This window comes from Elusimicrobiales bacterium (assembly GCA_041651175.1).
Taxonomy (GTDB): domain Bacteria; phylum Elusimicrobiota; class Elusimicrobia; order Elusimicrobiales; family Elusimicrobiaceae; genus JAQTYB01.
Genome location: JBAZJT010000002.1, coordinates 99,179 through 125,084, shown reverse-complemented (window position 1 = coordinate 125,084; position 25,906 = coordinate 99,179). Strand labels below are relative to the sequence as shown.

Genomic DNA, 25,906 nt, shown 5'->3' with positions numbered 1-25,906 from the left:
CTGAAGCATTATTGAACAAACCGCGACGGCGCTCAGCAGCCTCCGCCCTGCCGGCGCAGGCGCAGCATTTTGCGGCGCAGGTATTCCGGCGGAGGGGCGGTCTCGCGCTTGAGCTTCATGTAGCTTGAGTATCTTTCAGCCGTTATCGCGCCGCTCTCAACAGCGGCTTTGACCGCGCAGCCGGCCTCGTCTTCATGGTGGCAGCTGGTGAACCGGCAGTTCAGGGCGGCCTCCTCTATATCCGGGAAAACTTCAGACACGCCGGCAGTCCGCTCCTCCAGCAGGCCCATCTCGCGCACTCCGGGGGTGTCTATGACCGCGCCGCCGCCCGGAAGAAAATACATCTGCCGCGCCGTGGTGGTATGCCTGCCGCGGCAGTCATTGGGGCGGGCGGGCCCGGTTTTGGCGGCCTCTTCCCCCAGCAGCCGGTTTATAAGCGCGCTTTTGCCCACGCCGGAAGAGCCGATAAAACACACCGTTTTTTCCGAAATCGCGGCCCGTATTCCGGCGACGCCTTCGCCCGTAAGCCCGCTGGCGCAAAACAGCGGCGCATTCCCGCAGGACGGGCGCGCCAGCCGGATTTTTTCCTCCAGCTGCGGGGCGGGGAGCAAATCGCGCTTTGTCAGAATCACCGCGCATTCGGCGCCGCTGCCGGCGGCGGCGGCCAGCAGCCGCTCCAGCCGGCGCGGATTGAAATTGCCATCCAGCCCCATAACCGAAAACACCATGTCAACATTGGCGGCGATGGGCTGCGTTTCGTTGCCCGCTCCGGGCTTTTTGCGCGCCAGCAGGCTTTTGCGCGGCAGCAGTTTCTCTATAACCGCCGCCTCGCCCTCAAAACGGACGGAGACAAAATCCCCTGCCACCGGATAATCCGGCCTGCCGGAGCTGGCGGCCATGTATTTGCCGCTCACCCGGGCAAGGAATTCCCTCTCGCCGGCGCGTATGGTGTAGCCGCTGCGGTGATGTGCGGTAACCAGGGCGCAGGCATGGCGCATATCAGGCGGGAAGTTTTACGGGCAATTCCAGGAAGAATGTGGTGCCTTTGGAAGAATCCGTCTCAAACCAGACGCGGCCTTTCAGGAAACGCTCGCCGAATAGCTTCATGCTCCAGGTGCCAAGCCCCCGGCCCTTGCCTTTGGTGGAAAAAGAGCGGGTGAACACCTGCAACTGCGTTTCCCTGGTCATATGGCGGCTGTTATGCACGCTGAAAACGACCTTGCCGTCCCGCGCCTGGCAGTTCAGCGCGACTTTGCCGCCTTTCTCGGTCTCTTCCAGCGCGTTTTTGAGCATCGCGTTTATTATGCGGTTGAGGAAGGATTTATCGGTTTCAATATCCGTTTCGGCAAAACCGGGAACCAGTTCCAGCGCTTTCCCACGCGCTATGTTGCAGCCGCCGTAGAAACCTGCGGACTGGCGCAGAAACGCGCCCGTGTTTATCTTGACCGGCGACACCGGCACATGCCCGGCCTCCGCCGCCACCAGCAGCCGGTGGGAGAGCATCTCGTCCTGAATTATGACCGCCAGCGTCCTGGCGCGTGAAAAATACCCCTGGAATTCCGGCGGCAGCCGCGACGCTTCCGCGCCCACAATATCCAGAAATCCGCTTAGCGCGGTCATGGTGTTTAGCATATCGTGGAAAAACACCTGGCCGATAACCTCCATCCGCTTACCGGCGGCTATGTCGGCGGCGTGAAAAACTATGAAACGCTCCCCGTCTATATCCAGCGGATAGGTGGACACCGTCAAATCCAGCGCGCGCACCCCGCCCGGACTCACCGTAAGCCGGCATTCCTGCACGGAAGGCTTGCCCAGAAGCGCGGTTTCCACAAGCGCGCGCATCGCGCCGCAATACTTGCACAGCGGCGCCGTGCCGCACCCGCCGGAAGATTTCAGCGCGTTCTGGCAGCCCAGCGCCTCGCCGTGGCGCAGCCCGGCAAGCGGCCTGGCGGCGCCGAAGGCGTCCGCGGCGCGGCGGTTGGCATAGACTATCTGCCTGTCCATGTTAAGGATGAAAACCAGTTCGGAGACGGCGTCCAGCACGGCGCCGAAAGCCAGTTCCGCGCGCAGCTTCAGGGCCTGGACGTTTATCTCCTGCTCGGAGGAGCGTTTAGCCGGCGCGAAATGCGTTTCCGGGTTGAATTCTGTCATAAAATCCCGCCAGAATTCTACCATTTTTGCGCGCGCGGGCAACTTCTCTCGTAAAATGCGCTATAATAATAGTAGTAGCAGGAAGCTGTTGAATCTGCATCTTATGGGGGCGAATAGGATCGACGCGCGCCGGCGGGGCTGGCGTCGCAGGTGCCGGGCGACCCTGGCCGGCTTAAAAAGGGTCAAAAACAAGAAAAGCCAACACATCAGAAATGGCTTGGGCCCACGCTTAAGTGAGCCTCGCCCCGCGCACCCCGCCCGCAGGTGCGCGTAAGGCGTCAAAGAAGCGGGCTGCCCGCGCAGAGGCTGGCTTCGTCCCATGCGCGGAAAGACACACGGAGCAGGCAGGGCTTTGGCCGCCCCGACGCCGGGGCCTTGCGAAATAAGCCGGGGCTAAACCTGTAGTGGCGCGGTTACGCGGCGTACGGACCCGGGTGCGAATCCCGGCGCCTCCACCATATGAAAGCGGGCATGTCCATTGGACATGCCCGCTTTCATTTCAAACCCTTTGCCCGGCTCAGCTCTTTTTGGTTTTCCGCGCTTTGACTTTTTCGCTTATCTCCACGGGGCCTTTGGGGAGGACTGCTCTGCATTCCGCCGAAAGATTTTCCTCATGCGTCCTGAGGCATTTGAACACCGCTCCGCCCCCGGTTTTGACAGCCGCGCAGAATTTGGGGATATCGGCCTTGCAGGCCTGCATTTTCGCCTGTATCTTCGCCTTTATTTCGTCGCCGGGCTGGGACATGCGGCTTTTGCATTCGGCGGACAGCGCGGACTCGCGCGCTTTCAGGCACTCGCGCATCTTGGGGCCGGGCTTTATTCCGGGACACAATTTTTCCGCCTCTGCGCGGCAGGGGGCGGCTTTGCCCACTTTCGCCTTGCAGGCGGCGGAGAGTTTCGTGAAATTATCCGCAAGGCATTTAAGCTCCAGGCCGACGCCCGGGGGCAGGTTTTTGCAGAAAGATTCCGCGTCCGCCCTGCAGGCCGCACTGTCCGCCTCGGCTTGGGCGACAACCTTGTCTATATGAGCCCTGCACGCAGAGGAAACGTCCGCCTTGCGCTGCCTGAGGCAGTTCATAAGCGCCCCGCCGCCGTTTTTCATGCCGGGACAGACCTTGTCGGTATCCGCCGCGCACGGGCCGTTTTCCTGCGATGCGGAAACACCCGCCCGCTGCGCATGCGCGGAACAAACCGCCAGCGCGCAAAAAGCCGTAAGAATTATTACCTTTTTCATCCAAACCTCCCTGCCGTGGCGGCAAGCGCCATGAACCGGCGCAAATCCCCGGGCTCAAGCCGGATTTTAACCCGCCTTCCATGCAATGTTACCATTATCGCGGGAGATTTGTAATTCCCCCGCGTTATGGCGCGCGACGGCGGAATGGCAAACAGGGCATGCAGCGCGTCAATGCCGCCGCCGCGCAGACCGGTTGCCAGCCGCTCCGCGCCGCTTTCCGGGGCAACGCCGGTCAGCCGGCAATACTTGAATGCCAGCGCGGCGGCTTTCATCCCTTCCGCGCCCGGCCCGCAGAAATTGCGAACAGTCCGCGCCAGCGAAGCCGCCACATATTCATCCGGCGCAAGCCGGTACCTTTCCGAAAAATCCGGCCTGGCCGCCGAGGGGACGCAGTCCGTCCCCGGCGAGTAGGGTTTTATGTCCGCCACCGGCGTGCCGTCCACAGCGTCAAGCGCGTCCAGCTCCAGCAGCCGGCCTTTGACGGAAACCAGCCCCGCGCAGGTAAGCGATACCGGATTGGGCCTGTCCGGCGAGCGCATGGCAAACACCCCGCGCTTTCCCAGAGAGGCGGATATTTTGCGCGGCGCGGCCTTCAGGACGGAGCGGTCCGCCCTGTCAAAGCAGCACAAAATCCACAGGTGGGAGCAGTTGCTGATTCCTTTCAATGCAGCCCCGTAGCGCGGCAGTATCCGTATAGAGGCGGCAACCCCTCCCGGCGGCATGTCATGCCGCCGCTTGACCGGGCTGGCCACATATCCCACCGGACGCAGCATCATATGTCGACGTTCCTTATGTGCAGCAGCACCGATATGTTTTCCGCCGCGGAGGCGGCGTTTCTGACCGCCGCGCCGAAGAATATGTCCATATCCAGCAGCCGCTCCTTTTTTCCGGGCCTTGAGACGCAGTAGTGCAGCCAGGTTTCGGCCAGCATGCGCTTTAGTATCCGCGCCGAGGCCAGCGCCAGCGCGGCGCGCAGCCCGGCCCCGCCTGCGCCGGCCCTGTCCGCGGCGGAGACTATCTCGCCCATCGTGAAGTTGCGCCGCCCAAACCTGGCCAGCGCGGCAAACACATAGGCGTGAAACATCATCACCGCGCCGGCCGCCATTTGCCGCGACGAGTAGCCGTATCCCAGCAAACTGGCGTCGGCATCGGCGGAGAAAAAGGAGACAGCCGCCGCCAGCGCCGCCGGAAAAAACCAGAACCGGAACGAGCCCGCCCTCAGCGCGCCCGCGTCGCGCGAGGCCAGCGCCAGCAGCGCCGCCGCGTCGGCGGCTGCCTGCCACCGTCTGCCCGGCAGAAACAGCGCCGCGGCAAACAGCAGCAGCGCGGTTTTGAACGCGATTCCCCGTTTCATATTTTTCTCAAATACCTGCCCACCCGCACCGACACCAGCCCCGCCGCCCCGCCGATGGCCAGATGCAGCCCCGCCCACAGCGCGACGGCCAGCTTCCAGAAATCCGGCTTAATCCCGAACAGGGCCGCTATTTTGCGCAACGCGATGGCATAGGCCCCGAAAATATCGCCGCCGTACTTGAGCCAGTTGCCTATAAGAAAATGCAGCGAGCTTTCCATGCAGCACAGCAGCGGCGCAAGGAAAAAAGAAAGCGCGCTTACGCCGAAAACCGTCAGCACCGCCTCGGCGACCGCGGTCTCCAGGGCGAGGGCTATGACGATGTTGAATTGCAGCCCGCCTATGAACATCAGCTTGACCAGTATGGCGGTAAGCCCGGTGCAAAGCGTTGCCCCCCGGACGGGGGTGAAGGCCCGCTCGGCGCAGAGTATTATTCCGCCGGCGGAGCCCAGAAACGCGCCCGCCACCGGCACGCGCATCGCGTGCAGCCAGCCCCCCGCCAGCAACTCTATAAGCCCCCATAGCGCGCCGAAAGCCGTGGGAAAAACCACAAGCCGTATCCTGTCAGCCCGGCGCATAAATATCCTTCATTGCCAAAATCCGCCCGCACAACGGCGCCAGATGGCTTTCCAGATGCGACACCACCGCCGCCGCGCCGCCGGCGGCGGCGTATTCGCGCAGCAGCCGCGCGGACTGCGCTATTCCCCGCGCGTCCAGGCAGGCGGTAAACTCGTCCAGAATAAGAACGCGCGGGTTATACGCCAGCGCGCACAGCAGCGCCACGCGCTGCGCCTGTCCGAAGCTGAGACGGTTTACGTCGCGCGGCAGCAGGGGACCTGCCTCCAGTATTTCAACCGCGCGCGCGGCGTCAAAACCCGGGCGCAGCGCGCGGCGGCGCGCCTGCTCAAGATTCTCGGCGGCGGTGGCGCACAAAAGCCCGTGATACGGGTTCTGCCCCAGCAGCCGGGACTGGCGGCGCAGGCAGGAGCAATCCGCGCGCTTTCCCTCAAATTCAATATATCCGGCTTTCGGCGCAATCCAGCCGGCCAGCAGCTTGGCCAGGCTGGACTTGCCGGAGCCGTTGGCTCCGGTTATCCCGGCGACTTCGCCCTCCCGCATCTCCAGCCGCGAGGGGGCCAGCATAATCTCGTGCGCCTCGCTTTCGGCGCAGACATTTTCCGCCCGCAGCAAAACCCCGCCCGGACGGGCCGCCGGAGCGGCGGCCTCCTCCTGCGGCGCAAAGCCCGCGCGGCGCAGCGCGCCGCCGCTTAGCTCGTAAACCGCGTCCGCGCAGTCCGCCAGCGCGCCCGCGCCGTGGCCGGTAACCAGCACCGAGGCGCCCCCGGATTTAAGCGCGCAAATCCTCTCCGCCAGCAGGCGCTGCCCGGCGGCGTCCAGGCAGGAGGCCGGTTCGTCCAGCACCAGCAGTTTCCCGTCGGAGCAGAAAAGCGCGCAGGAGATGGCGGCGCGCTGCATCTCGCCTGAAGAAAGTGTGTGAGTCTGCCGTTCCAGCAGCTTTTCAACGCCCATGGCGCGCGCCGCTTCATTAACCGAAACCGGCCCCGGCGCGCCGTAGCGCGCGTAGAATTCCATTTCGCCGCCGGCGGTCTCGTGCAGCATCTGGGCGTCTATATTTTGCAGCACGGAGGCGGGCCTTGCGCCGCAAATATCAAGCAAACCGGATATCTCCCCCCCGCCGAAAGCCGGAGAAATGCCCGACACCGCCGCCACAAGAGTGGTCTTGCCGGAGCCGTTTTCGCCGCGCACGAAGGCGCATTCCCCGGCGGGGATGCGCAAATCAACGCCGCGCAGCGCGAAATCCCGCGCCCCGCAGTGGCGGAAACTAAGCCCGTTTATTTCAAGCGGCATTGAACTGGCTCCGGAATCTATGAGGCGGCGCCCGCCATCACATCTTGAAATCTTCGCCGAGGTAGAATTTGCGCGCGCCGGGGTCGTTGAGCAGCACGTCGCGCGAGCCTTCGGTGAGGATTTTGCCGTCGTGTATAAGATAGGCGCGCTCGGTCAGGTCCAGCGTCTCGCGCACGTTATGGTCGGTGATAAGCACGCCCAGGCCCTTGTCGCGCAACTGGAAAATTATGCGCTTGAGGTCGCTTACCGTTATGGGGTCTATGCCCACGAAAGGCTCGTCCAGCAGCATGATATGCGGGTCGTTTATCATGGCGCGCGCCACTTCCAGCCTGCGCTTTTCTCCGCCGGAAAGGGTCCAGGCCTGCTGTTTGCGCAGCCGCCACAGGCCGAATTCCTCAAGCAGGCTCTGCACCCTTTTCAGCCGCTGCGCTTTGGAGGGCATTATGCGTTCCAGCACGGCAAGCAGGTTGTCCTCCACCGAAAGCCCACGGAAAATGGTCGGCTCCTGGGCGAGGTAGCCTATGCCCAGCCGCGCGCGCTCGTACATCGGCAGGGCGGAGATATCCCTGTCGTCTATGAACACATTGCCGCCGTCCGGCTTGATAAAACCGACCAGCATGTAGAAAGTGGTGGTTTTCCCCGCGCCGTTGGGCCCCAGCAGCCCGCATATCTCGCCGGTGCGGACGTAAATGTCTATGCCTTTTACAACCTTGCGGTCCTTGTAGTTTTTCTCAATAGAACGAGCGCGAAGCTCCATGCCGGCTCCCTGCCGCGGGCCGTATCCAGCCCTTCACGCGGCCAGTGATTGTGAATTTGTCCATGGCAATGTCCGCGGCGGCGGTGTCGCCCACTACGGCGTAATCGTAGCCGTCGTGAACCCCGGTAATCACCGGCCTGCCGTAAAGGTCAAACAGGGCGTGCCGTCCGTCCTCGCTGTACCTGTAAACCGCGCTGTCGCAATGCGCGACGGAGGATGTGCTGGTTATGACCACTTCTTTTTCCAGCCGCGCAAAACGCGCGTTCTGGTCCGCGAAAGCCGTTTTTGAGACGCTGTTCCAGACGCCGTAGACCGGGCTGCTGTGGTCTATGCGCACCAGACGCCCGGCATCGGATTCCAGCAGCGCGGTCTCCTCTTTCATGCGGTAGAGAGCCTTGTCGGAACGCGCGCGGGACAATGCCCCGTCGGGCCAGCGTTTCGCGCCGTCTATATTGCCGGACGTCCTGAACTCGCCGGTGTTGCGGTTGTAGAGGCCCCAATCGGCGCGCATCTCGTACTGGTCGCTGCGGTAGCGCACGTTGCCGGAGAACTCCTCGGTCCCCTCGGCGCGGTGCATGGTCCATTTATCGCTTTTGACCACGCCGCCCAGCATGGGCGGAACGGCGGCGTCCCCCGCAAACGCGGGGACCGCGGCAACCGCCAAAATCATCCCGAAAATCCGCCTCATTTTTTAGGCAGCTCCGTTTCCTGATTCATAACCGATATTTCCGACAGGTCGGGTTTGGCCTCAAAGCCCCTGCCGCGGACCACCGTGCTATCGCCCGTCAGCCGGACCGCCTCGTCGGTATATATAAGCGCGCGCTTTGCGGAATAAAACAATTTCTCGGTCTCCAGCATGGTTTTGTCCTTTTCCGAGCGCGCCACCACATTGCCGGTGAAAACAGCCGAACGCCCCGCCGCATCGTAACTGCCCTTGCGCGCGGTAACGGTGGAAACCGAATTATCCCTGACGGTTTTCATTCTGACCGGCGACTCCGACGACAGCAGCGCAGTCTGATGATTGTATACCAGCCTGTCGGTGTAAAGCTCCACATTGTCCTTCTGCTCCAGCGCGACGACATCGCCGCTGAAAACCGCCGTCCTGCCGTTCAAATCGTAGCTGCCGCTGGAGGCTGTAACCACCGTAGGGGAGTTCTCCCGGATTTCGGTCATTTTCACCGGCTTGTCGGACCACATCAGCGCGTTTTTCTCCGAGTAATTGAGCTGTTCCGTCTCCAACGTAACATTATCCCGCAACTCATGTGCCACCACATTGCCCGACAGCGCGCCGTCTTTCCGCGCCAGATTGTAAAAACCCTTTTGCGCGGAAACCGTGGTGGTGGAGCCGTCTTTGACGCGGGTTATATCAACTTTAACATCGCTCCACGCCCTGTCGCTTTTGGGGGAATACTTCAGTTCCTCGGTTTCAAGCTTTATGCGCCCGCCGTCGGTGAAGGCTATCGCATTCTTGCTGAAAACCGCGGTGCTGTCCTCCATGTTGAAACGTCCCTGCCGCGATTTAACCGTAGACGTGGAAGCGCCGTGCGCGTAAACCGCCAACGGCTCCTCCATCCGGACAGTATCCTCGCCGTCTTTAAGCTCGGCGGATTTGGCATCCAGCGTCCAGGGGCGGGAGCTGCCCGCAATCTCGTACATTTTCAGCTTCTGCATTTTATGCACCGGAACCGCGCGCGCGCCGCCGCCGTCCGCGCCGTAATAGCCGCAGCCGGAAAGGCAGAGCGCCAGGGCCAGCAAAAACGGGGGTTTACTGCTCATCGCGGACCAGCGGCAGCACATCTATAAGGTCCTGCTCGTCCAGAACGCCGGCGGGCCTGCCGCGCCCGTCCAGCACGGGGATATTGTCTATTTTTTTGCCGGACAGCAGCCTCGCCGCCTCTATGGCGGGAGTATCGGCGGTTACAAAGGCGGGCTTTCTGGTCATCACATCCGCCAGTTTGCGGGAAAGCAGCGCAGTGTCTTTTTGCAAGCCGCGCCGCAAATCCCCGTCAGTGAAAAAGCCGGCCAGCCGGCCTTTTGAATCCACGACCGACACCGCGCCAAGCCGGGTTTCCGTCATAAGCGGCAGGGCGTCGGCCACGGTTTTTGTCTGGAGCATGACGGGATTTGCCGCGCCGGTGCGCATCAAATCCCTGACTCTCAGTGAAAGCATTTTTCCCAAACTGCCGCCCGGATGCAGCCTGGCAAAATCCTCCCTGCCAAAGCCCGACAGCCGCATAAGCGCCAGCGCCAGCGCGTCGCCAGCGGCCAGCATGGCGGTGGTGGAGGAAGTGGGGGTTATGTTGTGGGGGCAGGCCTCGCCTGAAATTTTAAGGGCGATGCCGGCGTCGGAAATCCGGGCAAGCCGGGAATTGGCGCCTGCGGTGAGGGCGGCCACTTTCACGCCGCGCGATTTCAAAAGCGCGGCCAGCTTGCAAACCTCGTCAGTCTCGCCGGAGGAGGACAGGGCCAGCAAAACGTCTCCCTCGGAAATCATGCCTAGGTCGCCGTGCAGGCATTCCACCGGATGCACAAACACCGCCGAGGTTCCGGTAGAAGACAACGTGGCGGCTATTTTGCGGCCTATAAGGCCCGATTTGCCAAGCCCCGTTACCGCCACCCGGCCCAGCGCGCCGCGCAGAATTCTTACCGCCCGGGAAAAAACCGCGCCGTCAAGGGCGCGCGCAGCCGATGCCACAGCGCGGGATTCGGCCAGCATGTCGGCGCGCGCTAAGGCTGTTACGGATTGGGGGGAGTTTTTGGGTTTAGCCATGGCGTCATCTCCGGCGGAATGCTGCGCAGATTATACGGCGGCGGCAGTTTTTTCAGCAGAAAATGCGCGCCGAAAAAAAACAGCACCAGCGCGGCGTATATGATGGAAAGCGTTTTCAAATGCCATTTCCAGTCGGGAAACCAGGCGGGCGCCAGCGCGATTTCGCGTCCGCATTTCTTGCAGATTTTAACGCCCGGCTTGTTTTCCTGGGCGCAGGAAAGGCACTTCATGTTTTTTTGACCTCGTCGTCCAGCTTACATACGATTCTAACGAGTTTGGGCACATCTTTCAATGACAGAGAATTGGGTCCGTCCGACAATGCCCTGCGCGGGTCCTGATGCGCCTCGAAAAACAGCCCCGCCACACCCACGGCGGCGGCGGCCCGCGCCAGAGCGGGGATCAAAGACGAATCCCCCCCCGTGGCGCTTCCCAGGGCCCCCGGCTGCTGGACGGAGTGCGTCGCGTCAAAAATGACGGGATAGCCGGTCCGCTTCATCACCTCAAGGCCGGACATGTCCACCACCAGCCGCCCATAGCCGAAGCTGGTCCCGCGCTCGGTGAACATTATATTGCGGTTTCCGGCGGATTCTATCTTCGCCGCGATATTACCCATATCCCACGGCGCGAGAAACTGGCCTTTTTTGACGTTGACGGCTTTCCCCGTCCGCGCGCAGGCCAGAACCAGGTCCGTCTGGCGGCACAGGAAGGCAGGGATTTGCAGAATATCGGCCACTTTGGCGATTTCAACCGCCTGCGGCGGCTCATGCACGTCCACCAGCAGCGGCGCGCCGGTCAGCTTTTTGGCCTTGGCCAGAATTTCCAGCCCGCGCGCCATGCCGGGCCCCCGGAACGATTTCACCGAGGTGCGGTTGGCCTTGTCAAAAGAGGCTTTGAGCACGAAAGAACGCCGAGCGGCGCGGAAAATTTCCGCCAGCTTTTTAGCGGCGGACAGATAGCCCTGTTCGCTTTCAATAACGCAAGGCCCGGCGATAAAAGCCAGCGGCCCGGCATTGCAAAACTCCGCCCCGCCGATTTTGACCTTTGTTTGTCTGATGTTTGCAGTCATGGCGCCACCATTCAGTAATCAAGAGTTCCGCGCATAGCCGGCCAACTCACCCTATCTAATCTAGTAATTTTCAGACTTGCAGGAACAGCCCCGGACAATTGCACATACGAACCAGGAATCAAATTTCTCGGATATATGGCGATGCAATTGCCGGGAGACACTCTTGACGGATAAACTATCCCATCAATACCTGCGTTAAAAACAAGCTGTCCGAATACCTGGCATTGCGCCGGAATATCATAGAGCATGGGCATTCTGCGCCATTCCCCGGCAAACAGCGCATTTGCCAATTCATCCATTGTGCGCACAAGCTGCATTGGTTCAATTTCGGCGGCTTTGCCCATGTCCGCCAGCAACTTCTCCTTTTCTGCGGGCAGGGAAATTCCCGCAATAAGCCTTAAAAAAGGTTCCAGCCGTTCGGCCTTGTTCAAATCTATGACGGAATCCAACTCTCCTTCCAGCGAGATAACGGCTATTGATTCTCTTTTGACAAGCGCGCAATCCAGCGCGGACATTGCGCCGTCGCCTTCGCCGCCTAACGCTTCACCTAAAGCGGTCTTCCGGTCTTCGGCTATATAGAGCGCCGGAAATCTGGGAAACCGCAACGGGTTGATATCCGGGATGTTAAACCTCCCTCCCGGTTCCAGCAAGCTTCCTTCGGGAGACAGCGGATTGTCCGAATACCTGTATTTGACAAGCCGCTGCCAGCCGGAAAATTTGAACGGACCGATTGCAGCTTCCAGCAGCGCTTTTTTCAGACAATCCGATATCTTATCCCGCTCAATAGCGAGAGCATTATATAGCTCACTGTGATACCGAAGACATTTATCCCTTATTGCCGCAGTCCGATAAACATCCACCGCATGAAAACAATCCAGCAGTATTGGTTTCGCGCGAAAATGCTTTGCCATGATTTATGGACGCTGATTTTCCGACATGGCATTGACTATGAATTTAAGCAGCTTGTTGAATCGCCCCATGCGAATCATGTCGCGAGGAGCTATATTGCCAAGCATCGGATTGGGCATGACGAACCAAAGCGCGGTTTTATCCGCATCGCCTCTGAAATGTTCCGCCACCAGATTCAGAAGCGTTGCCCATTCGCGGAAACGGGTTTCAACCTCCGCCGGCAGCTTGTTGTCGTAACGAACGGAGGCGACAGGAATTCCGGCGGCAAAAGCCACATCCTTTTTCTGGAAATCGGTAAACGAGAGAATTTTCTTGTATCTCGGATGCCTGCCGTTAAAAAATGAAAGGTAGTCCTTTCTTGGAACCATGGAAAACGGATTCAGGCTGGCAGTCGGCATAACCCCTCCCGGCGGAAACAAGACATTACCATTCTTATACCACTATTATACCATCTTTTTACCACCCTCGCCACGGGATTTTCAGGGAACGACAGAATTCCTTTCAGGCAACTCTCCGATTCCCCTTTGATGAATTATGCGCGCGACACATCAGCGCGGCATTTTTCAGTTGAGTTTGCCCGCCTTTGCTGTAAGGGCTTATATGATCCACCGTGAAATCATCCCATGTCAGTTTTTTACAACAGCCGGGATAAGAGCATTTTCTGTCCGAAGCTGTATTCCATAATATTCTTCTCTGTTCCGCTGTAAATCCCCGCTGAGAATCTTTCCGCGCAAAAAGGCTTTGCAAAAGATTCCGCAATATCTGCTCCCGCTTCCGCCGCTGGCTTATATCATCGGTCATTTGTGAAACCGTCAGCAGATAGTCCCGGTAAATTTCCTGGTCCGTTCTTGCGCCCTTGGCTTTGCGCTGCAATTCCCGCACCTCATCCACCTGTACGGAAAACGCCTGCAAAATGTCCCACGCCAGTCTGTTTCGTTTCCTATCGGTCAGAACCAATTTCTCCTGCTCAAATTTCCCGATAAGAACTGCCAAACTGTAGAAATCAGACACTTGCCGCATCCTCGTCGTTTTCAGCTTGGGGAACATGTGTTTGATATGCCTAAGCGCGGAAACCGACATACGCGACGCTTTCATCACATCTTTTCGTCCCATGGATGGTGTTTCCATCACACGATCCAATGCGGTTTTCTTGTTCAAAACATCACCGGTAACCAGCGAAAGCATGAGTTCACACATAAACTCAATATGCTTCATGCGGCACAACTGTCCATGGCTGAAAATATCATGATCTCTGAAGTAGTCCTCAAAACGGCGCGCCATGCGCGAAGCTTCTTTGAGCAATTCGCTTCTGTAATAACGAGCGTGTCTCTTTTCTTGAGGCGTAAGCGCTTTTCCTGTGGAGTTAATTCGCACAAACACGCTGATAATATCGCCTATATCGCCATCAACCTCAATAACAGGTATTTCGTATCCCTCAAGCAAATACTGCAATTTCCGACGTTTTAACGTATTCCAGCCAACATACTCTGCCGAACTCGCATCAGGTAAATGCGTGGATACCTGAAACCTGCCGCGCATATTTCCCATGAACATAAACATGGATTCCAGCCGCTGCTTGCCGTCAATAACATCAAAAACCAACTTGCCGTTTTCCTCCCGCTTATAGAGGAATATGGCTGGCAATGGATAATTGCGCAAAATGCTGTCAATCAGCTTAGCCCTGTCACGCTCATTCCAAACGGACTGTCTTTGAAACCCCGGGTTAAGATTCAAATGGCCATTCTCATACTGATTACGCAAATCTACAATGCGCATGGTTGTAGTTTTATGCGCGATGACATTGTTATTCTGCATGAGATAGCCCTGTCAATTCATGCCGCGGCGTGCTCCGGGGCGGGGTGGTGCTTTTTGTCGGCGGATTTAAGCGCGGCCTCTATGAAAGCGGCAAACAGCGGGTGCGGTTTTGTCGGGCGCGACTTGAATTCCGGGTGGGACTGCACGCCCACAAACCACGGATGGCCCTGCAATTCAACGACTTCCGGCAGCTTGCGGTCCTTGTACCAGCCGGTAACTTTAAGACCGGCCTTTTCAAGCGTTTTGACGTATTTCGGGTTGAACTCGTAGCGGTGGCGGTGACGCTCGCTGATTTCAAGCGATTTGTAGGCTTTGGCGCAGAGACTGCCCTCGGCCAGCACGGTGGTATATGCGCCGAGCCGCATGTTGCCGCCTTTGGTCTGGACGCCTTTCTGCTCCGGCAGCAGGTCTATAACGGGATAGAGCGTTTTGGGGTCAAACTCTGTTGAATGCGCATTCTTGCAGCCGGCCAGGTTCCTTGCCGATTCAATGACGGCGCACTGCATACCGAGGCAGATTCCGAGGAACGGCTTTTTCATCTCGCGCGCGATGGTGATGGCTTTTATTTTGCCTTCCACCCCCCTGTCGCCGAAACCGCCGGGGACCAAAATCCCGTCGGCGGCGCGCAGACGCGGGGCGGCGTCGGCATCCTCCACATCCACATAATCAATCTTGATTTTGGCGTTGTTGGCCAGCGCGCCGTGCAGCAGCGCCTCGCCGATGGACTTATAGGAGTCTTTGAGCTTTACATATTTCCCGGCCACCGCGATATTGACGGTTTTCTCCAGCTTGTCCATGCGGCTGATGAAAGCGTCCCATTTGCCGAAATCGTGCCGCTTGGCGCGTATGCCGAGCAGCATGAGCACCTGCTCGTTGACGCCCTGCGAATGCAGCAGCTCCGGCACTTTATAAATGGAGGGCACGTCCGGCGCTTCCACCACCGCCTCTTTGGGCACGCTGCAGAAAAGCGCGATTTTGGATTTGATGTCGGCGTCCAGCGGCTTGTTGGCGCGGCAGATTATCATGTTGGGGTCTATGCCGATTTCGCGCAATTTATTGACGGAATGCTGGGTCGGTTTTGTCTTCAGCTCGTCGGAGGCGGGGATATAGGGGACCAGCGTTACATGCACATACATCACGTTTCCGGGGCCGCAGTCCATGCGCATTTGGCGGGCGGCCTCAAGAAAGGGAAGGCTTTCAATATCGCCGACGGTGCCGCCGATTTCAACTATGGTCACGTCAAAATTGCCCGAAAGCGCGGAAAAGCGCGACTTGATTTCGTTGGTCACGTGCGGAATCACCTGCACGGTGGAGCCGAGGTATTCGCCCCGGCGCTCTTTTTCTATCACGGCGCGGTAGACGTTTCCGGCGGTAACATTGTTGGCGCGGGTCATGGGGTTTTCCAGGAAACGCTCGTAATAGCCCAGGTCCAGGTCGGTTTCGGCGCCGTCGTCGGTTACATAAACCTCGCCGTGCTGGAAGGGGTTCATGGTGCCGGCGTCCACATTGATATACGGGTCGCATTTGACCATCGTTACGGACAATCCGTTAAGCTGAAGCAGCTTCCCGATTGACGCGCCGCATATCCCTTTTCCCAGCGAGCTTACCACCCCGCCCGTCACAAATATGAATTTTCCCATGTCAGGCTCCCTTGGTTATTAAGTTATGCGCGCGGAGGTATTCCTCGGCGCGGATTAAATCCTGCGGCGTGTCTATGGCCGGGCCGGCTTCCTCGCAGACGGCGCATTTTATTGTCATGCCCGCCTCAAGCGCGCGCAGTTGCTCCAGCCGCTCCAGCAGTTCCAGCCGGCTGGGCGGAAGGCTTACGAATTTTTCCAGCGCGGCCCGCCGGTAGCCGTAAATTCCGCAATGCTTGTAATACGGAACCTTGTCCTTTATCTCCGAAAGCTGGTGGTGATACGGCGCCGGGCTGCGCGAAAAATACAATGCGCGCCCCCCCCCGTCCAGCACCGCCTTGACCGAATTGGGGTTTGTGATATCGTCCGGGTTTGTGATTTCAAAACAGGCGGAAGAGATGTCGGCTTGCGGGTCGGCTTGCAAAAGCCGGGCGGCGGCGGCTATCGTAGCCGTGGAAATGAAAGGCTCGTCGCCCTGGACGTTGATTATGAATTTTTCGCCGCGCCCGGAGGCGGCCTCCCAGACGCGATCGGTGCCGCTGGCGCATCGGGGGCTTGTGATGACGTATTTTGCGCCAAAGGCCGCGGCGGCTTTGGCGACGCGCTCATCCTCGGTGGCGATGATGACCTCGCCCATGCCGGCGGCGGAGCAGGCCTCGTAAACCCGGCGCACCACGGACTTGCCGGAGATTTCCGCCAGCACCTTGCCCGGAAACCGGACCGAGCCGTAACGCGCGGGAATTACAAAAACCGTGTCAGCCATTGAGTATCGCCTCCAAAATCTCCTCCTGCGAGGCGGTGGCGGTTCCCAGCTTGCCCACCACAATTCCTGCGGCGCAGTTGGAGAGTTGCGCGGCCTCCTCGTGGCTTGCGCCGCTTGCCAGCGCAAGCGAAAGCACGGAAATCACCGTGTCGCCCGCGCCTGTTACGTCGAAAACTTCGCGCGCAGCGGTCGGGATATGGAAAGGGGAATGCGGCTTGTCATGCCGGAACAGCGTCATGCCGTGCGCGCCCTGGGTGATAAGCACGGTCTCGGAAGCAAGGGTTTTGAGTATTTTGCGGCCCAGCTCCTCTATGGCGGGCTGACCGTCGCGCGGGACGGAATGCATTCCCTCCCACGCCTCCTTGGTGTTGGGCGTGATGCAGGTTACGCGGCGGTAGCGGCGGAAATGCTCTGTTTTCGGGTCCACGCAGACTGGTATTTTTTTGCGCCGGCACAGTTGTATCAGTTTAGGAATGCTGGTCCGGTTGAGCATTCCCTTGCCGTAGTCCGACAATATCGCGGCCCCGGCGCCTTCCAGCGCTTCAGAAAACGCCTGCTCGCATTTTGCGGCCATGTCGCGGGAAAAAGGCTCTTTTGACTCGCGGTCAAAGCGCACCACCTGCTGATGCTCGGCTATGACGCGGGTTTTTTCTATGGTGGGGCGGTGGCCGTCGCGCAAAAGGCCGGAGACATCCACCCCGTGCCCGGAAAGCGCGCCGGAAAGCTGATTGCCAGCGGCATCATTTCCGCAGACGGAGACCAGCGCGGCCCTGGCTTTCAGCGCGGCGAGGTTTGAAACCACGTTCCCCGCCCCGCCGGGAAGGCTGGACTCATGCAGCACATGGACGACCGGCACCGGCGCCTCCGGCGATATTCTGCCGACCGAGCCGCGCACGAAGCGGTCCAGCATCACATCGCCGAACACGACCACTTTTTTGCCGCTGAACGAACGGACTATCTGTGAAAGCCTGTTTTTTGGCATAGCTCACCTTGTTATATTCTCGGCCCAGGCGGTTACATTGCCCACGAAAACCTCCGCCCGCATCATCACGGGGGTGCGGTACTGGTCCGCGGTAACCCACACCCGCATGCGCTTGCCTTTCTGCACGAAAATGCCCTTCTCGCGCATAAGCGGCTCCAGCACGAAACAGTCGTATTTGTTGCCGCCGGGGAGGCTGATTTTCTCGCGTTCGGTAACTTTTACTATCATGGGCCAGTTTTTGGTGTTGTTTACGTCTATGGAAAACTCGCCGCCCACCTCCAGCTTCTGCGAGCGCATGTAAAACAGCGCGGACAACACGTCTTGTATGGGAACCGGAATGTCGCCCTGCGGCTTGTCTATATTGCCGCCGCGGTCCTTGTTTTCGCCGGAGAATTTTTTGGCGGCGGCGTCAAAAAGCACCCACTCGTCCCATAAAAAATTCCCCTCGCGCATAATCTGGCGGTAGCCGCGGGATGAATAATCGTCCGTTGTTATCCATGATTCGTTTATATCGCGCACCTTGAAGAAAGTGTCCATGAAGCCGGTGGAGCGCGCGGTGGATATTATGTGGTAAAGCGGCCTGCCGCCGGTGTCGGACACGATGTCTTTTGCCCAGATATCGGCATGGCCGACGGTGATAAGCCCCCAGCTTATGGCGTATTCCACCTTTTCGCCAAACCAGGCCGGGGTTGCCGGCCCCGACGATGTCTGGACAACGGCGGCGTTATTGAGAGGACAAAGGAGCGGCTCGCGTTCTGCGGCGAAGGCGGGCGAAACAACCGGCGTCAGCAGCAATAGCAGCAGCTTCATGAAAATAGCGACATCACCAGCCCGGCCATGCTGAGGCCGCGCCACACCATCAGCGCGACAATGCCAGCTATGGAGGCAAAGCCGAGCATGGTTATCTGCTCTTTGTTATACAACATTTGCGAAAGCGAGAATTTATCCGTCCGCAAAGCCGCGCCGAATGCCGACGGGCAGGGCAGATATTTAGGCACGGAATTGCGGTAGCTTTCATACTCCGCGCCGAAAAGCTGCGAAAGACGGGCCTCCTCCTCGTTGGCGGTGGCGCTGTAGACGAACATGAAGCCCAGTATCACCGACAATGCCAGCGCGGCGGAGCGGTAGGGGTATGCCGGGTTGACGCACATCACGGTAAACCCCGCCGCAATCAGCGACGAGCCGACATACAGCGGATGCCGCGCAAGCTGGAAAGGCCCGCCCACGGCGAGGGTCTTGTCCTTGTAAAGATTGCCGGAGGCCCATATCCTCAACGCCTCGCCCGCGGCGGCCACGGCAAGCCCGGCGAAAAACAAAGTCCACGAGCATGGCCTCGCCGCCAGCAGCAGCGCGACGGTTACGGCCTGCGAAATTTTAATCCTGTATTTCATTTTTGAGTATCCAGTTTACTGCCGAGATTATGTTTCTTGCGCGGTGGTCCGGCTTCACGCCGGATTTGGCAGCCTGCGACGCGCCATGCCCCGTGCCAAGCATCACAGTCCGCACGCCCAGCCTTTTGCCGAATTCCGCGTCAATGAGCTTGTCGCCGACCATAAAGGAGGCGGCAACATCTATTTTATATTTTTTGACAAGCCTTTTGCCCATTTCCGGCGAAGGCTTGCGGCAGGGGCAGCCGTCCTGCGGCGAGTGCGGGCAGAAAGCCGTCTCGGTTATTTCCGCGCCGGCGGCGGCGAGTATTTTCTCCAGCCGGCGGTTGATGCGGACCGCCGCCGCGCGGCTGAAATATCCCCTGCCGATGCCGGACTGGTTGGAGACGATAAACAGCTTAAAACCCCGCGCGGAAAGTTTCGCCAGCGCCTCCGGCGCGCCTTTATAGACGCGCATATCCTCTGGCCGGGAAAGATAATGCCCCGGCCTGTCGTGAATAAGCGTCCCGTCCCTGTCAAGAAATACGGCTTTCATAAATTACAACCGCCATCCCGCAGGCCCGCCCCGAAACGAGATTGCCCTTATTCTGCCGCGAGGCGCTCGGCGCGGGCGGAGGCGGCGTCAAGTCCGCGCTGGATTTTGGCGGCGGCTTCAGCGGGGTCGTCGGACTCGGAAACCGCCACCGGGCTGCCCCAGACCACCGCCGCTTTCCCGAAAGGCAGCGGCAGCATGAAACGGTCCCAGGAATTGAAAGTTAGTTTGCGTTTAAGGCCGCAGGCGATGGGAACCACCGGAAGGCCGGTCTTCTGCGCCAGAAACACCACTCCGGGCGAAACCGTGCGCGCCGGGCCGCGCGGCCCGTCCGGCGTGATGACGGGATGCCAGCCCTGCTGCGCCTTGTCTATCAAAGCCAGAAGCGCCTGCGTGCCGCCCTTGCTGGTGGAGCCGCGCGCCACCGCAAAGCCGAAACGCTCCAGTATGCGGGCGGCATATTCGCCGTCGCGGCTCATGCTGACAAGCGCGCACGCCCGCCTGCCGCGATGCGTGTAGATAAGCATAAGCTGCTGGCAATGCCAGGCGGCGTAAATGAAATTTTTTCCCTGCGCCTCCAGCGCGGCGGACTGCGGGTTTTCCTCGGTGATTACTGATGTGGTCGCGCCGGCAAGGCGGATGTATCCCTCCGCCAGAAGCGGCAAGACGCGGTGGGCTATGCAGTCAATCCATCTGGGCGCGGACATATAGTTTTCTGTCTGCTGTAAACACTCTGAAAACGGAATGCGCTTATACGGCAGGCCGCGCTATTTCCCCTTGCGTTTTTTCTTCGGGGTCCAGGGAATCAGCATGGCGGCGGTCATCATCGGGCTGGGCTGGCCGTCGGCTATGAAAACGCTGATTTTCTGGGCCTGAAGCGCGTCCAGCACGGCGGCAAGGGCTTTCAGCCGGGTTTCGCCCTCACGGAGCAGGGCGTTTTTCATGAATCTGGGGCGGAACGCGCCGTCCGCAGGGACATTGGCGGGCAGGGACGGCTCCATCAGAATCTCGCGGGTCTCGCAGGTGAAATTCTCCTTTGCGGCCTCCTCGCCCACAAGCTCGTCCATGAGATCCACGGCGCATTCCATAAGCTCAAAGGCGGCGATAGCTGCTATTTTCCTTGCCGGCTGCGGCTCCAGAGCGGCGATTTTGGCTTCCAGCTTCGGGCCCAGCGTGATTATCGCCGCGCTGAACATGCGGTTGCCGGGAATATCCAGCCCGAAAAACAAATCCGAGGTTTTGGGGAAAGAATCAAAAACCGCGCCCGGCTCCAGCTGGCCCGAGAGCATGTCCACGAAATCAAACAGTTCCCGCTCGCCGGAGAGGCCGGCGGCGGCAAGGTCTTCCGGCAGCCTTGCCGCGCGGCGGTAAATCTCCCTCTGATGGACCGGCAGCTTAAACCGGCGTATTTTGCGCATTGCGCTTTTGTTTTTTGGACTGCTGCTGAACCTGCGGCTGGGGCGCGGCTTCCGGCGCGGCGGATTTGCGGCCCTCGGCCCATTCATAGAGCAGCGGGGTGGCGATGGCTATGGTGGAATATGTGCCCAGCAGACAGCCCACCAGCATGGTGAAGGCAAAATTATGCAGCACCTCTCCGCCCAGAATGAAGAGGCACAGCACCGCAAGCAGCACGGTTACGTTTGTCATCACCGTTCTGGCCAGGCATTCGTTGATGCTGCGGTTGATAAGCTCCTTGAGCGGCATGCGGACGTTCAGGCGCAGATGCTCGCGCATTCTGTCGTAAGTAACCACGGTGTCGTTGATGGAATAGCCGGCGATTGTGAGTATGGCGGCTATAATCACCAGGTCTATCTCCTTGCCGGTCATGGAGAGTATGCCTACCACTATTATTATGTCGTGGAAGTCTGCAATAACGCCCATCGTGCCCCAGAGCGGATTGCTGAAGCGGAAGGCGATATAGACTATCATCGCCAGGAAGGACAAGGCCATGGCCCACAGCGCCTTCTTGGTCATGTCGCGCCCCACGGCGGGGCCGACATACTCCAGCCGCTCCGTCTCAAACTTCTTGTCCGGCATGGCGGACGACAGCGCATCCTTTATCTTGTTGCCTATGACGTTGACGTTGTCCTGTTTCCCCTTGACGCTTATGGCGAAGCTGTTGCGCCCGGTATAGCTTTGCAGCGAGGCGCTGATGCCGGCTTTTTCAAGCGCGGCGCGGACTTCGCCTATCGCGGCGGGCTTGTCAAACTGCACCTGCACCAGCGTGCCGCCGGTGAAATCCAGGCCGAAATTGAGCCCCTTAACGGCCACCGATATTATACCCGCCGCCATGAGCGTTATGGAGATTCCGAAAAATATCCAGCGCTTTGCGACGAAATCTATATCCGTCTTGGGAATTAGCTTTATCATATGCTTATCTCCTTGGGGTTGGAGGTCAGCCAGAACTCGTAAATCGCCCTGGTGACGAAAACCGAGGTGTAGAGGCTGATGAGCAGGCCCAGCGTCAGCGTAACCGCAAACCCTTTCACCGGCCCGGAGCCGAACTGGAACAGGAACACGGAGGCTATCCAGGTGGTCAGGTGGCAGTCAACGATGGCGCTCCAGGCCTTGTCGTAGGCGGTGTTGATGGCCATCACAAGCGGCTTGCCCAGGGCAAGCTCCTCGCGCAGACGCTCCAGTATCAGCACGTTGGCGTCAACCGCCATCGCCAGCGACAGGATTATGCCCGCTATGCCCGGCAGCGTCAGCGTGGCCGAGAAATAGGCCATAAGCGCCATCAGCATCACGAGATTAAGCACAAGCGCGATGTCGGCCACAAAGCCGGAGAATTTGTAGTAGAACAGCATGAACCCTACGACCAGCGCCAGCCCCAGCAGCGAGGCTTTCACGCCGGCGCGTATGGAATCTTCGCCCAGGCCCGGCCCCACGGTGCGCTTTTCTATGATGTTGACCGGGGCCGGCAGCGCGCCCGCGCGCAGCACTATGGCGAGGTTTTTCACCTCGTCCAGCGTGAAGCTGCCCTCTATGACTCCGGTGCCGTTTGGTATGCGGCTGTGTATGTTGGGCGCGGTCTGCACAATGCCGTCAAGCACAATGGCCATGTGGCGGTTGACATTGCTGGCGGTCAGCTTGTCCAGCAGCTTGGCACCGTCCTGGTTGAAAGTGAACTCCACATACGGATACCCCATCTGCCCGCCGGTGCGCATATTGGCGTTCTGCAGGTATGCCCCAGTAACCCCGGCGGAGGAGGTAAGCACGTAAAAATCCCGCTCCTTGCCGCGGAACAGCGCAGTGTCCGGCGGCAGCAGTTTGGCGACGTCGGGATTAAGCACTCCCTTGTCGTTCCAGACCGCCGTCAGCGAGGACGCCTTGGCGATTGCGGCCTGCGCCTTCTCGCCTTCATCCACCAGCCGGAACTCCAGCAGCGCGGTCTTGCCGATGATTTCCTCGGCCTGCTCCGGGTTGGCGACGCCGGGCAATTGCACCGAAATCCACCGGTCGCCCTGCCGGGTGATGGGGGTTTCGCCCACGCCGTACTGGTCTATGCGGTTGCGTATGATTTCAATGGCGCGGTTTATGGCTTCCGGCACCGTCTCGCGCTTGTCCAGCTTGGAGACGTCCAGCTCCAGCACCAGATGCGAGCCGCCCCTTAAATCCAGTCCCAACCCCAGTATGCGCTTGGGGCGCATTCTGGCGCGCTCCAGCTCCGCCATTTCGGAGGGCGCTTTGGTGTACCAGTCAATCGTCGGGTATAGCAGCCAGACGGACAAAACGACGGTCCCCAGCGCGACAACCCATTTCCACATCAGTTGTTTGGGCATTATGTTTTCCTTTTTAAGACTGAGGGTTCACCGGCGCGGGCGCGCCGTCCTTCAAAACGGTGATGATGTAGGAGCGCAGGACATTCACCCTTACATTGTCGGCGATTTTGATTTCAACCTCGTCGCCCTTGACGGCGTGGACCACGCCGGTTATCCCGCCGGAGGTGAGCACCTTGTCGCCCTTGTCCAGGGCATCAAGCATTTTTTTGCGGGCCGCCTCCTGCTTCTGCTGGGGGCGTATCATCGTAAAGTAAAAGATAGCGACTATGGCAGCTATCGGAAGAATATTAACCCAGAACGCCGGCGCTTGTTGTTCCATCTCAGCCTCCGAAAAATAGCATCTACTCCCGTAATTTTAGCAAATAATGGCCCCCGCCGGTTCCACCAGGAGCGATTTTCTACTCTTCCTTGCAGAACAGATGCGCGGCCTTGTTATTGGATGTTACAATGCCCTTTATCATCGCGGAGCTGAAACCGTTATGCTCCATTTCGTTAAGCCCCTCTATGGTGCAGCCGCGCGGGGTGGTAACCTTGTCTATCTCGCTTTCGGGATGGGCCTGCGCGCGCAGCAGCAGCGAGGCGGCGCCCTTTGCGGTCTGCGCCGCCAGCAGAAGCGCCTCGTCGGAGTGGAACCCTATCTGCGTGCCGCCCTGGGAGGCGGCGCGCACCGCGCGCAGGAAAAAGGCTATCCCGCAGCCGGCCAGCGCCGTGGCGGAAAGCATCAGTTCCTCGTTTATGACCAAAGTCGCGCCCAGCGCGTCAAATATCCGCGCGGCCTGCCCAAGCTCGGCGCGGTGCTGCGGCGCGGCGCAGAGGCAGGTCATGGCCTCCCGTATTGAAATGGCGGTATTGGTCATGGCGCGCACCACGCCGATTTTCTTGCCGGCCCAGCCGGAAATCTGGCTTGTGGAAACGCCGGTAACCACCGAAATCAGCATATGCCGGCCAGCCGCCAGCGCGGGGCGGATTTCGCGCACCAGGCCTTCAAGCTGCCGCGGCGCGACGGCGAGTATGATTATATCCGCGTCCCGGACGGCCTTCCGGTTGTCGGAGAGAGTGTTAAATCCCTCTTTTGCCAGCGGCTCCAGCAGCTCGGCGCGGCGGCGGGTGAGCGTTATATCGCGCGGGGCGAATTCCCCGGACGCCGCCAGCCCGCGCGCTATGGAGGAGCCTATATTACCCACGCCCAGTATCGCGATTTTCTTTCCGGTTTTCATAATTAAAGCCTCCTCGCGGGAAAATATGCGGAACATGCTGCCGGCCTGCCGCGCCCCGGCCCGCTGATCGTTATCCGGGAAATCTTACGGCCTGGCAAGCAGGGCTTTGAGCGCCAGATAAACGCCGTTGGTCCAGCCGAAGCCGTCCTGTCCCGGATATTCGCCGCCGCCGGCCTCCAGCGCGGTGTTGACCACATTGTATTTCTCCATCATCTTGCCTGTGCGCAGGAAAACATGCTCGTTGACCTCTGTCCAGCGGCGGGCGATTGCATAGGCCGGCTCTTTCTGATTGTAATTGAGAAGGCCCGTTACGGTTATCCATTGCAGCGGCGGCCAGCCGTTGGGGAGGTCCCACTGCTGGCCGGTTTCGGCAAGCGAGGTTACAACGCCGCCGGCCTTGAGGAAATCCGCTTTGATTACATCCGCCGCGCCGGCGGCGCGCTCCTGCGGGGCGAGGTTCAGGAAGAACGGAAACATCCCCGCCAGCGTAAGCCTGCCGGTAAGCGCGCGCTTTTTGAAATTGTAATCCGAGTAAAACTTCCGCGCGGAATCATACATCAGTTCGTTGACGGCTTTTTTGCGGCTTTCCGCCCGCGCAAGATACATCCGCGACTTCTCCGGCTGCGAGGCCTTGTATGCCTCGCCCAAAGTCATTTCAACGTCGTAAAGCAGGCAGTTGAGGTCCACAGGGATTATATCCGTGGTTTCTATGGAAGCCAGCGTTTTTCCGTCCGCAAACCACCGGGACGAAAAATCCATGCCGCTTTCGGCGGCGGCGCGGATGTTGCGGTACACGTTTTTGGACTTGCCGGAGGCGGCGCGCGCGGTTGCGGCATCCTCGCGGTACGACTCCTGCCGGGGGACTGGATTGTCGTCCCAATAGCGGTTCAGAACCGCCCCTGCGGCTTTGACGACCCGGCGTTCCGCGTCGCCGTCTTTTTTGAGCTTGTCGGCGCCGTCCATCCAGAACTGATACTCCTTTTCAATCGCCGCGATGTTATCCGCAGGCAAAGCGGCCTCGTGTTTTGTTTTGGCAAGAAGCTTTGCCATCAGCGTGAAAAACGGCGGCTGGGAACGGCTGAGGTAATAGGTCCTGTTGCCGTTGGGAATATGGCCGTAGGTGTTTATCAGATACACGAAATTTTTCACCATATTGTCCATCAAATCCGGCCTGCCGCATTCCGCCAGCCCCAGCATGGTGAAATAGGAATCCCAGTAATAAATCTCGCGGAAACGCCCGCCGGGGACTATATACGGATACGGCAGCGCAAGCAGCGAGGAACCTTCCTGCGGCTTGTCCGCCGGACGCTCCAGCACGGGCCACAGAGCGCGGGTGTGGGCCTGCGCGTCCGGCGCGGCGGCCACCGCGGCGGAGGACGGCTGCCCGGGAAGGGTGAAATCCAGCTTCACGAATTCAGCAAGCGAAAAACCGGCCTTACCCCGCGCTTTGTCGTAGTCCTTGAGTATGTCTTTCGGCGATTTATTGGGAACCGCGTCCGGGAAAGTCTTGCTGTCGCCGAAAACGCCGGAAAGCTGCACGTCCTCAAACAGTTTTCCGTAAACCGCGTCCGGAGTTGGCGGATACTGGGCATATGCGGCGGAAGCGGCAAACAACACCGCCGAAAAGAGAAACCGTTTCAGATACACCGGAACGGCGGTTGCGGCGGGAACAGTTTTTGTCAT

General features: G+C 59.5%; 29 protein-coding genes and 1 other RNA gene. 1 reads left to right on the top strand and 29 read right to left on the bottom strand.

The window, feature by feature from the left end; all coding sequences use genetic code 11:
* Nucleotides 1–32 precede the first annotated feature (32 nt).
* Together rsgA and WC421_02230 are read right to left on the bottom strand one after the other, a co-directional pair.
* Nucleotides 33–998 carry a ribosome small subunit-dependent GTPase A gene (gene rsgA / locus WC421_02235; GenBank protein MFA5161040.1) on the bottom strand — a complete coding sequence of 322 codons (966 nt, stop codon included), beginning with the start codon at nucleotides 996–998 and terminating at the stop codon, nucleotides 33–35.
* A gap of 1 nt (nucleotide 999) precedes the next feature.
* Nucleotides 1,000–2,151: an ATP-binding protein gene (locus WC421_02230; protein MFA5161039.1), complete on the bottom strand. Its 1,152-nt coding sequence runs from the start codon at nucleotides 2,149–2,151 to the stop codon at nucleotides 1,000–1,002.
* 105 nt (nucleotides 2,152–2,256) lie between these two features.
* Between WC421_02230 and ssrA the strand changes: the two genes are divergently transcribed.
* Nucleotides 2,257–2,609, top strand: a transfer-messenger RNA (tmRNA) gene (gene ssrA, locus WC421_02225).
* 59 nt (nucleotides 2,610–2,668) lie between these two features.
* Here ssrA and WC421_02220 read toward each other — a convergent pair.
* The 27 genes from WC421_02220 to treA form a co-directional block, all read right to left on the bottom strand.
* Entirely contained in the window at nucleotides 2,669–3,385 is a 717-nt protein-coding gene (locus tag WC421_02220; GenBank protein MFA5161038.1) for a cysteine rich repeat-containing protein, read from the bottom strand.
* Nucleotides 3,382–4,161: a tRNA (N6-threonylcarbamoyladenosine(37)-N6)-methyltransferase TrmO gene (gene tsaA, locus WC421_02215; protein ID MFA5161037.1), complete on the bottom strand. Its 780-nt coding sequence runs from the start codon at nucleotides 4,159–4,161 to the stop codon at nucleotides 3,382–3,384. The genes WC421_02220 and tsaA overlap by 4 nt, the downstream gene beginning before the upstream one ends.
* Nucleotides 4,158–4,739 (bottom strand): hypothetical protein, encoded by a 582-nt coding sequence (locus tag WC421_02210; GenBank protein ID MFA5161036.1) that lies wholly within the window; start codon nucleotides 4,737–4,739, stop codon nucleotides 4,158–4,160. Before WC421_02210 ends, tsaA begins: the two co-directional genes overlap by 4 nt.
* Nucleotides 4,736–5,314 carry a hypothetical protein gene (locus WC421_02205; protein MFA5161035.1) on the bottom strand — a complete coding sequence of 193 codons (579 nt, stop codon included), beginning with the start codon at nucleotides 5,312–5,314 and terminating at the stop codon, nucleotides 4,736–4,738. Before WC421_02205 ends, WC421_02210 begins: the two co-directional genes overlap by 4 nt.
* Nucleotides 5,301–6,605, bottom strand: a complete 1,305-nt coding sequence (locus WC421_02200) for an ATP-binding cassette domain-containing protein (GenBank protein MFA5161034.1) — start codon at nucleotides 6,603–6,605, stop codon at nucleotides 5,301–5,303. The genes WC421_02205 and WC421_02200 overlap by 14 nt, the downstream gene beginning before the upstream one ends.
* A gap of 37 nt (nucleotides 6,606–6,642) precedes the next feature.
* Nucleotides 6,643–7,362 (bottom strand): LPS export ABC transporter ATP-binding protein, encoded by a 720-nt coding sequence (lptB, locus tag WC421_02195; GenBank protein MFA5161033.1) that lies wholly within the window; start codon nucleotides 7,360–7,362, stop codon nucleotides 6,643–6,645.
* Nucleotides 7,337–8,050, bottom strand: a complete 714-nt coding sequence (locus WC421_02190) for a hypothetical protein (protein ID MFA5161032.1) — start codon at nucleotides 8,048–8,050, stop codon at nucleotides 7,337–7,339. Before WC421_02190 ends, lptB begins: the two co-directional genes overlap by 26 nt.
* On the bottom strand, nucleotides 8,047–9,138 hold the full coding sequence (lptC, locus tag WC421_02185) for an LPS export ABC transporter periplasmic protein LptC (GenBank protein MFA5161031.1): 1,092 nt from the start codon (nucleotides 9,136–9,138) through the stop codon (nucleotides 8,047–8,049). Before lptC ends, WC421_02190 begins: the two co-directional genes overlap by 4 nt.
* On the bottom strand, nucleotides 9,128–10,132 hold the full coding sequence (locus WC421_02180; GenBank protein MFA5161030.1) for a KpsF/GutQ family sugar-phosphate isomerase: 1,005 nt from the start codon (nucleotides 10,130–10,132) through the stop codon (nucleotides 9,128–9,130). Before WC421_02180 ends, lptC begins: the two co-directional genes overlap by 11 nt.
* The gene (locus tag WC421_02175) at nucleotides 10,099–10,362 is read right to left on the bottom strand and encodes a hypothetical protein (GenBank protein ID MFA5161029.1); all 264 of its coding nucleotides are present in this window, start codon (nucleotides 10,360–10,362) and stop codon (nucleotides 10,099–10,101) included. Before WC421_02175 ends, WC421_02180 begins: the two co-directional genes overlap by 34 nt.
* A complete protein-coding gene (kdsA, locus tag WC421_02170) occupies nucleotides 10,359–11,198 on the bottom strand; it encodes a 3-deoxy-8-phosphooctulonate synthase (protein MFA5161028.1) in 840 nt (279 codons plus the stop codon). The genes WC421_02175 and kdsA overlap by 4 nt, the downstream gene beginning before the upstream one ends.
* An 11-nt stretch (nucleotides 11,199–11,209) precedes the next feature.
* On the bottom strand, nucleotides 11,210–12,109 hold the full coding sequence (locus WC421_02165; protein ID MFA5161027.1) for an RES family NAD+ phosphorylase: 900 nt from the start codon (nucleotides 12,107–12,109) through the stop codon (nucleotides 11,210–11,212).
* 3 nt (nucleotides 12,110–12,112) lie between these two features.
* The gene (locus tag WC421_02160; GenBank protein MFA5161026.1) at nucleotides 12,113–12,505 is read right to left on the bottom strand and encodes a hypothetical protein; all 393 of its coding nucleotides are present in this window, start codon (nucleotides 12,503–12,505) and stop codon (nucleotides 12,113–12,115) included.
* Nucleotides 12,506–12,608: 103 nt separating this feature from the next.
* Nucleotides 12,609–13,922: a DUF262 domain-containing protein gene (locus WC421_02155; protein ID MFA5161025.1), complete on the bottom strand. Its 1,314-nt coding sequence runs from the start codon at nucleotides 13,920–13,922 to the stop codon at nucleotides 12,609–12,611.
* 17 nt (nucleotides 13,923–13,939) lie between these two features.
* Nucleotides 13,940–15,562 (bottom strand): CTP synthase, encoded by a 1,623-nt coding sequence (locus tag WC421_02150; GenBank protein MFA5161024.1) that lies wholly within the window; start codon nucleotides 15,560–15,562, stop codon nucleotides 13,940–13,942.
* A 1-nt stretch (nucleotide 15,563) separates the two neighbouring features.
* Complete coding sequence (gene kdsB, locus WC421_02145) at nucleotides 15,564–16,322, bottom strand: 3-deoxy-manno-octulosonate cytidylyltransferase (protein MFA5161023.1); 759 nt, start codon at nucleotides 16,320–16,322, stop codon at nucleotides 15,564–15,566.
* Nucleotides 16,315–17,304 (bottom strand): D-glycero-beta-D-manno-heptose-7-phosphate kinase, encoded by a 990-nt coding sequence (rfaE1, locus tag WC421_02140; GenBank protein ID MFA5161022.1) that lies wholly within the window; start codon nucleotides 17,302–17,304, stop codon nucleotides 16,315–16,317. The genes kdsB and rfaE1 overlap by 8 nt, the downstream gene beginning before the upstream one ends.
* A 3-nt stretch (nucleotides 17,305–17,307) precedes the next feature.
* Complete coding sequence (locus WC421_02135) at nucleotides 17,308–18,114, bottom strand: DUF3108 domain-containing protein (GenBank protein MFA5161021.1); 807 nt, start codon at nucleotides 18,112–18,114, stop codon at nucleotides 17,308–17,310.
* Nucleotides 18,111–18,695, bottom strand: coding sequence for a DUF1295 domain-containing protein (locus tag WC421_02130; protein MFA5161020.1), 585 nt, complete (start codon nucleotides 18,693–18,695; stop codon nucleotides 18,111–18,113). Before WC421_02130 ends, WC421_02135 begins: the two co-directional genes overlap by 4 nt.
* Nucleotides 18,679–19,227 carry an HAD family hydrolase gene (locus WC421_02125; GenBank protein MFA5161019.1) on the bottom strand — a complete coding sequence of 183 codons (549 nt, stop codon included), beginning with the start codon at nucleotides 19,225–19,227 and terminating at the stop codon, nucleotides 18,679–18,681. The genes WC421_02130 and WC421_02125 overlap by 17 nt, the downstream gene beginning before the upstream one ends.
* A gap of 47 nt (nucleotides 19,228–19,274) precedes the next feature.
* Nucleotides 19,275–19,931 carry a lysophospholipid acyltransferase family protein gene (locus WC421_02120; GenBank protein MFA5161018.1) on the bottom strand — a complete coding sequence of 219 codons (657 nt, stop codon included), beginning with the start codon at nucleotides 19,929–19,931 and terminating at the stop codon, nucleotides 19,275–19,277.
* A 60-nt stretch (nucleotides 19,932–19,991) separates the two neighbouring features.
* Nucleotides 19,992–20,642: a hypothetical protein gene (locus WC421_02115; GenBank protein ID MFA5161017.1), complete on the bottom strand. Its 651-nt coding sequence runs from the start codon at nucleotides 20,640–20,642 to the stop codon at nucleotides 19,992–19,994.
* Nucleotides 20,620–21,594: a protein translocase subunit SecF gene (secF, locus tag WC421_02110; GenBank protein ID MFA5161016.1), complete on the bottom strand. Its 975-nt coding sequence runs from the start codon at nucleotides 21,592–21,594 to the stop codon at nucleotides 20,620–20,622. The genes WC421_02115 and secF overlap by 23 nt, the downstream gene beginning before the upstream one ends.
* Nucleotides 21,591–23,006 carry a protein translocase subunit SecD gene (gene secD / locus WC421_02105; protein ID MFA5161015.1) on the bottom strand — a complete coding sequence of 472 codons (1,416 nt, stop codon included), beginning with the start codon at nucleotides 23,004–23,006 and terminating at the stop codon, nucleotides 21,591–21,593. Before secD ends, secF begins: the two co-directional genes overlap by 4 nt.
* Nucleotides 23,007–23,019: 13 nt before the next feature.
* The gene (gene yajC / locus WC421_02100; protein ID MFA5161014.1) at nucleotides 23,020–23,325 is read right to left on the bottom strand and encodes a preprotein translocase subunit YajC; all 306 of its coding nucleotides are present in this window, start codon (nucleotides 23,323–23,325) and stop codon (nucleotides 23,020–23,022) included.
* Nucleotides 23,326–23,404: 79 nt separating this feature from the next.
* Nucleotides 23,405–24,223 (bottom strand): pyrroline-5-carboxylate reductase, encoded by an 819-nt coding sequence (proC, locus tag WC421_02095; GenBank protein ID MFA5161013.1) that lies wholly within the window; start codon nucleotides 24,221–24,223, stop codon nucleotides 23,405–23,407.
* Between the two features lie 84 nt (nucleotides 24,224–24,307).
* Nucleotides 24,308–25,906 carry an alpha,alpha-trehalase TreA gene (gene treA, locus WC421_02090; protein MFA5161012.1) on the bottom strand — a complete coding sequence of 533 codons (1,599 nt, stop codon included), beginning with the start codon at nucleotides 25,904–25,906 and terminating at the stop codon, nucleotides 24,308–24,310.

What these genes read in the sequence shown, in the direction of transcription:
- WC421_02220 (MFA5161038.1), bottom strand. Translation starts at nt 3,385, where the DNA reads ATGAAAAAGGTAATAATTCTTACGGCTTTTTGCGCGCTGGCGGTTTGT.
- lptB (MFA5161033.1), bottom strand. Translation starts at nt 7,362, where the DNA reads ATGGAGCTTCGCGCTCGTTCTATTGAGAAAAACTACAAGGACCGCAAG.
- proC (MFA5161013.1), bottom strand. Translation starts at nt 24,223, where the DNA reads ATGAAAACCGGAAAGAAAATCGCGATACTGGGCGTGGGTAATATAGGC.
- WC421_02180 (MFA5161030.1), bottom strand. Translation starts at nt 10,132, where the DNA reads ATGGCTAAACCCAAAAACTCCCCCCAATCCGTAACAGCCTTAGCGCGC.
- kdsB (MFA5161023.1), bottom strand. Translation starts at nt 16,322, where the DNA reads ATGGCTGACACGGTTTTTGTAATTCCCGCGCGTTACGGCTCGGTCCGG.
- WC421_02135 (MFA5161021.1), bottom strand. Translation starts at nt 18,114, where the DNA reads ATGAAGCTGCTGCTATTGCTGCTGACGCCGGTTGTTTCGCCCGCCTTC.
- yajC (MFA5161014.1), bottom strand. Translation starts at nt 23,325, where the DNA reads ATGGAACAACAAGCGCCGGCGTTCTGGGTTAATATTCTTCCGATAGCT.
- rsgA (MFA5161040.1), bottom strand. Translation starts at nt 998, where the DNA reads ATGCGCCATGCCTGCGCCCTGGTTACCGCACATCACCGCAGCGGCTAC.
- WC421_02115 (MFA5161017.1), bottom strand. Translation starts at nt 20,642, where the DNA reads ATGCGCAAAATACGCCGGTTTAAGCTGCCGGTCCATCAGAGGGAGATT.
- treA (MFA5161012.1), bottom strand. Translation starts at nt 25,906, where the DNA reads ATGACAAAAACTGTTCCCGCCGCAACCGCCGTTCCGGTGTATCTGAAA.
- WC421_02230 (MFA5161039.1), bottom strand. Translation starts at nt 2,151, where the DNA reads ATGACAGAATTCAACCCGGAAACGCATTTCGCGCCGGCTAAACGCTCC.
- secD (MFA5161015.1), bottom strand. Translation starts at nt 23,006, where the DNA reads ATGCCCAAACAACTGATGTGGAAATGGGTTGTCGCGCTGGGGACCGTC.
- WC421_02150 (MFA5161024.1), bottom strand. Translation starts at nt 15,562, where the DNA reads ATGGGAAAATTCATATTTGTGACGGGCGGGGTGGTAAGCTCGCTGGGA.
- WC421_02190 (MFA5161032.1), bottom strand. Translation starts at nt 8,050, where the DNA reads ATGAGGCGGATTTTCGGGATGATTTTGGCGGTTGCCGCGGTCCCCGCG.
- secF (MFA5161016.1), bottom strand. Translation starts at nt 21,594, where the DNA reads ATGATAAAGCTAATTCCCAAGACGGATATAGATTTCGTCGCAAAGCGC.
- WC421_02165 (MFA5161027.1), bottom strand. Translation starts at nt 12,109, where the DNA reads ATGGCAAAGCATTTTCGCGCGAAACCAATACTGCTGGATTGTTTTCAT.
- WC421_02125 (MFA5161019.1), bottom strand. Translation starts at nt 19,227, where the DNA reads ATGAAAGCCGTATTTCTTGACAGGGACGGGACGCTTATTCACGACAGG.
- WC421_02175 (MFA5161029.1), bottom strand. Translation starts at nt 10,362, where the DNA reads ATGAAGTGCCTTTCCTGCGCCCAGGAAAACAAGCCGGGCGTTAAAATC.
- WC421_02160 (MFA5161026.1), bottom strand. Translation starts at nt 12,505, where the DNA reads ATGCCGACTGCCAGCCTGAATCCGTTTTCCATGGTTCCAAGAAAGGAC.
- WC421_02120 (MFA5161018.1), bottom strand. Translation starts at nt 19,931, where the DNA reads ATGTCCGCGCCCAGATGGATTGACTGCATAGCCCACCGCGTCTTGCCG.
- lptC (MFA5161031.1), bottom strand. Translation starts at nt 9,138, where the DNA reads ATGAGCAGTAAACCCCCGTTTTTGCTGGCCCTGGCGCTCTGCCTTTCC.
- WC421_02155 (MFA5161025.1), bottom strand. Translation starts at nt 13,922, where the DNA reads ATGCAGAATAACAATGTCATCGCGCATAAAACTACAACCATGCGCATT.
- kdsA (MFA5161028.1), bottom strand. Translation starts at nt 11,198, where the DNA reads ATGACTGCAAACATCAGACAAACAAAGGTCAAAATCGGCGGGGCGGAG.
- WC421_02205 (MFA5161035.1), bottom strand. Translation starts at nt 5,314, where the DNA reads ATGCGCCGGGCTGACAGGATACGGCTTGTGGTTTTTCCCACGGCTTTC.
- tsaA (MFA5161037.1), bottom strand. Translation starts at nt 4,161, where the DNA reads ATGATGCTGCGTCCGGTGGGATATGTGGCCAGCCCGGTCAAGCGGCGG.
- WC421_02130 (MFA5161020.1), bottom strand. Translation starts at nt 18,695, where the DNA reads ATGAAATACAGGATTAAAATTTCGCAGGCCGTAACCGTCGCGCTGCTG.
- WC421_02200 (MFA5161034.1), bottom strand. Translation starts at nt 6,605, where the DNA reads ATGCCGCTTGAAATAAACGGGCTTAGTTTCCGCCACTGCGGGGCGCGG.
- WC421_02210 (MFA5161036.1), bottom strand. Translation starts at nt 4,739, where the DNA reads ATGAAACGGGGAATCGCGTTCAAAACCGCGCTGCTGCTGTTTGCCGCG.
- rfaE1 (MFA5161022.1), bottom strand. Translation starts at nt 17,304, where the DNA reads ATGCCAAAAAACAGGCTTTCACAGATAGTCCGTTCGTTCAGCGGCAAA.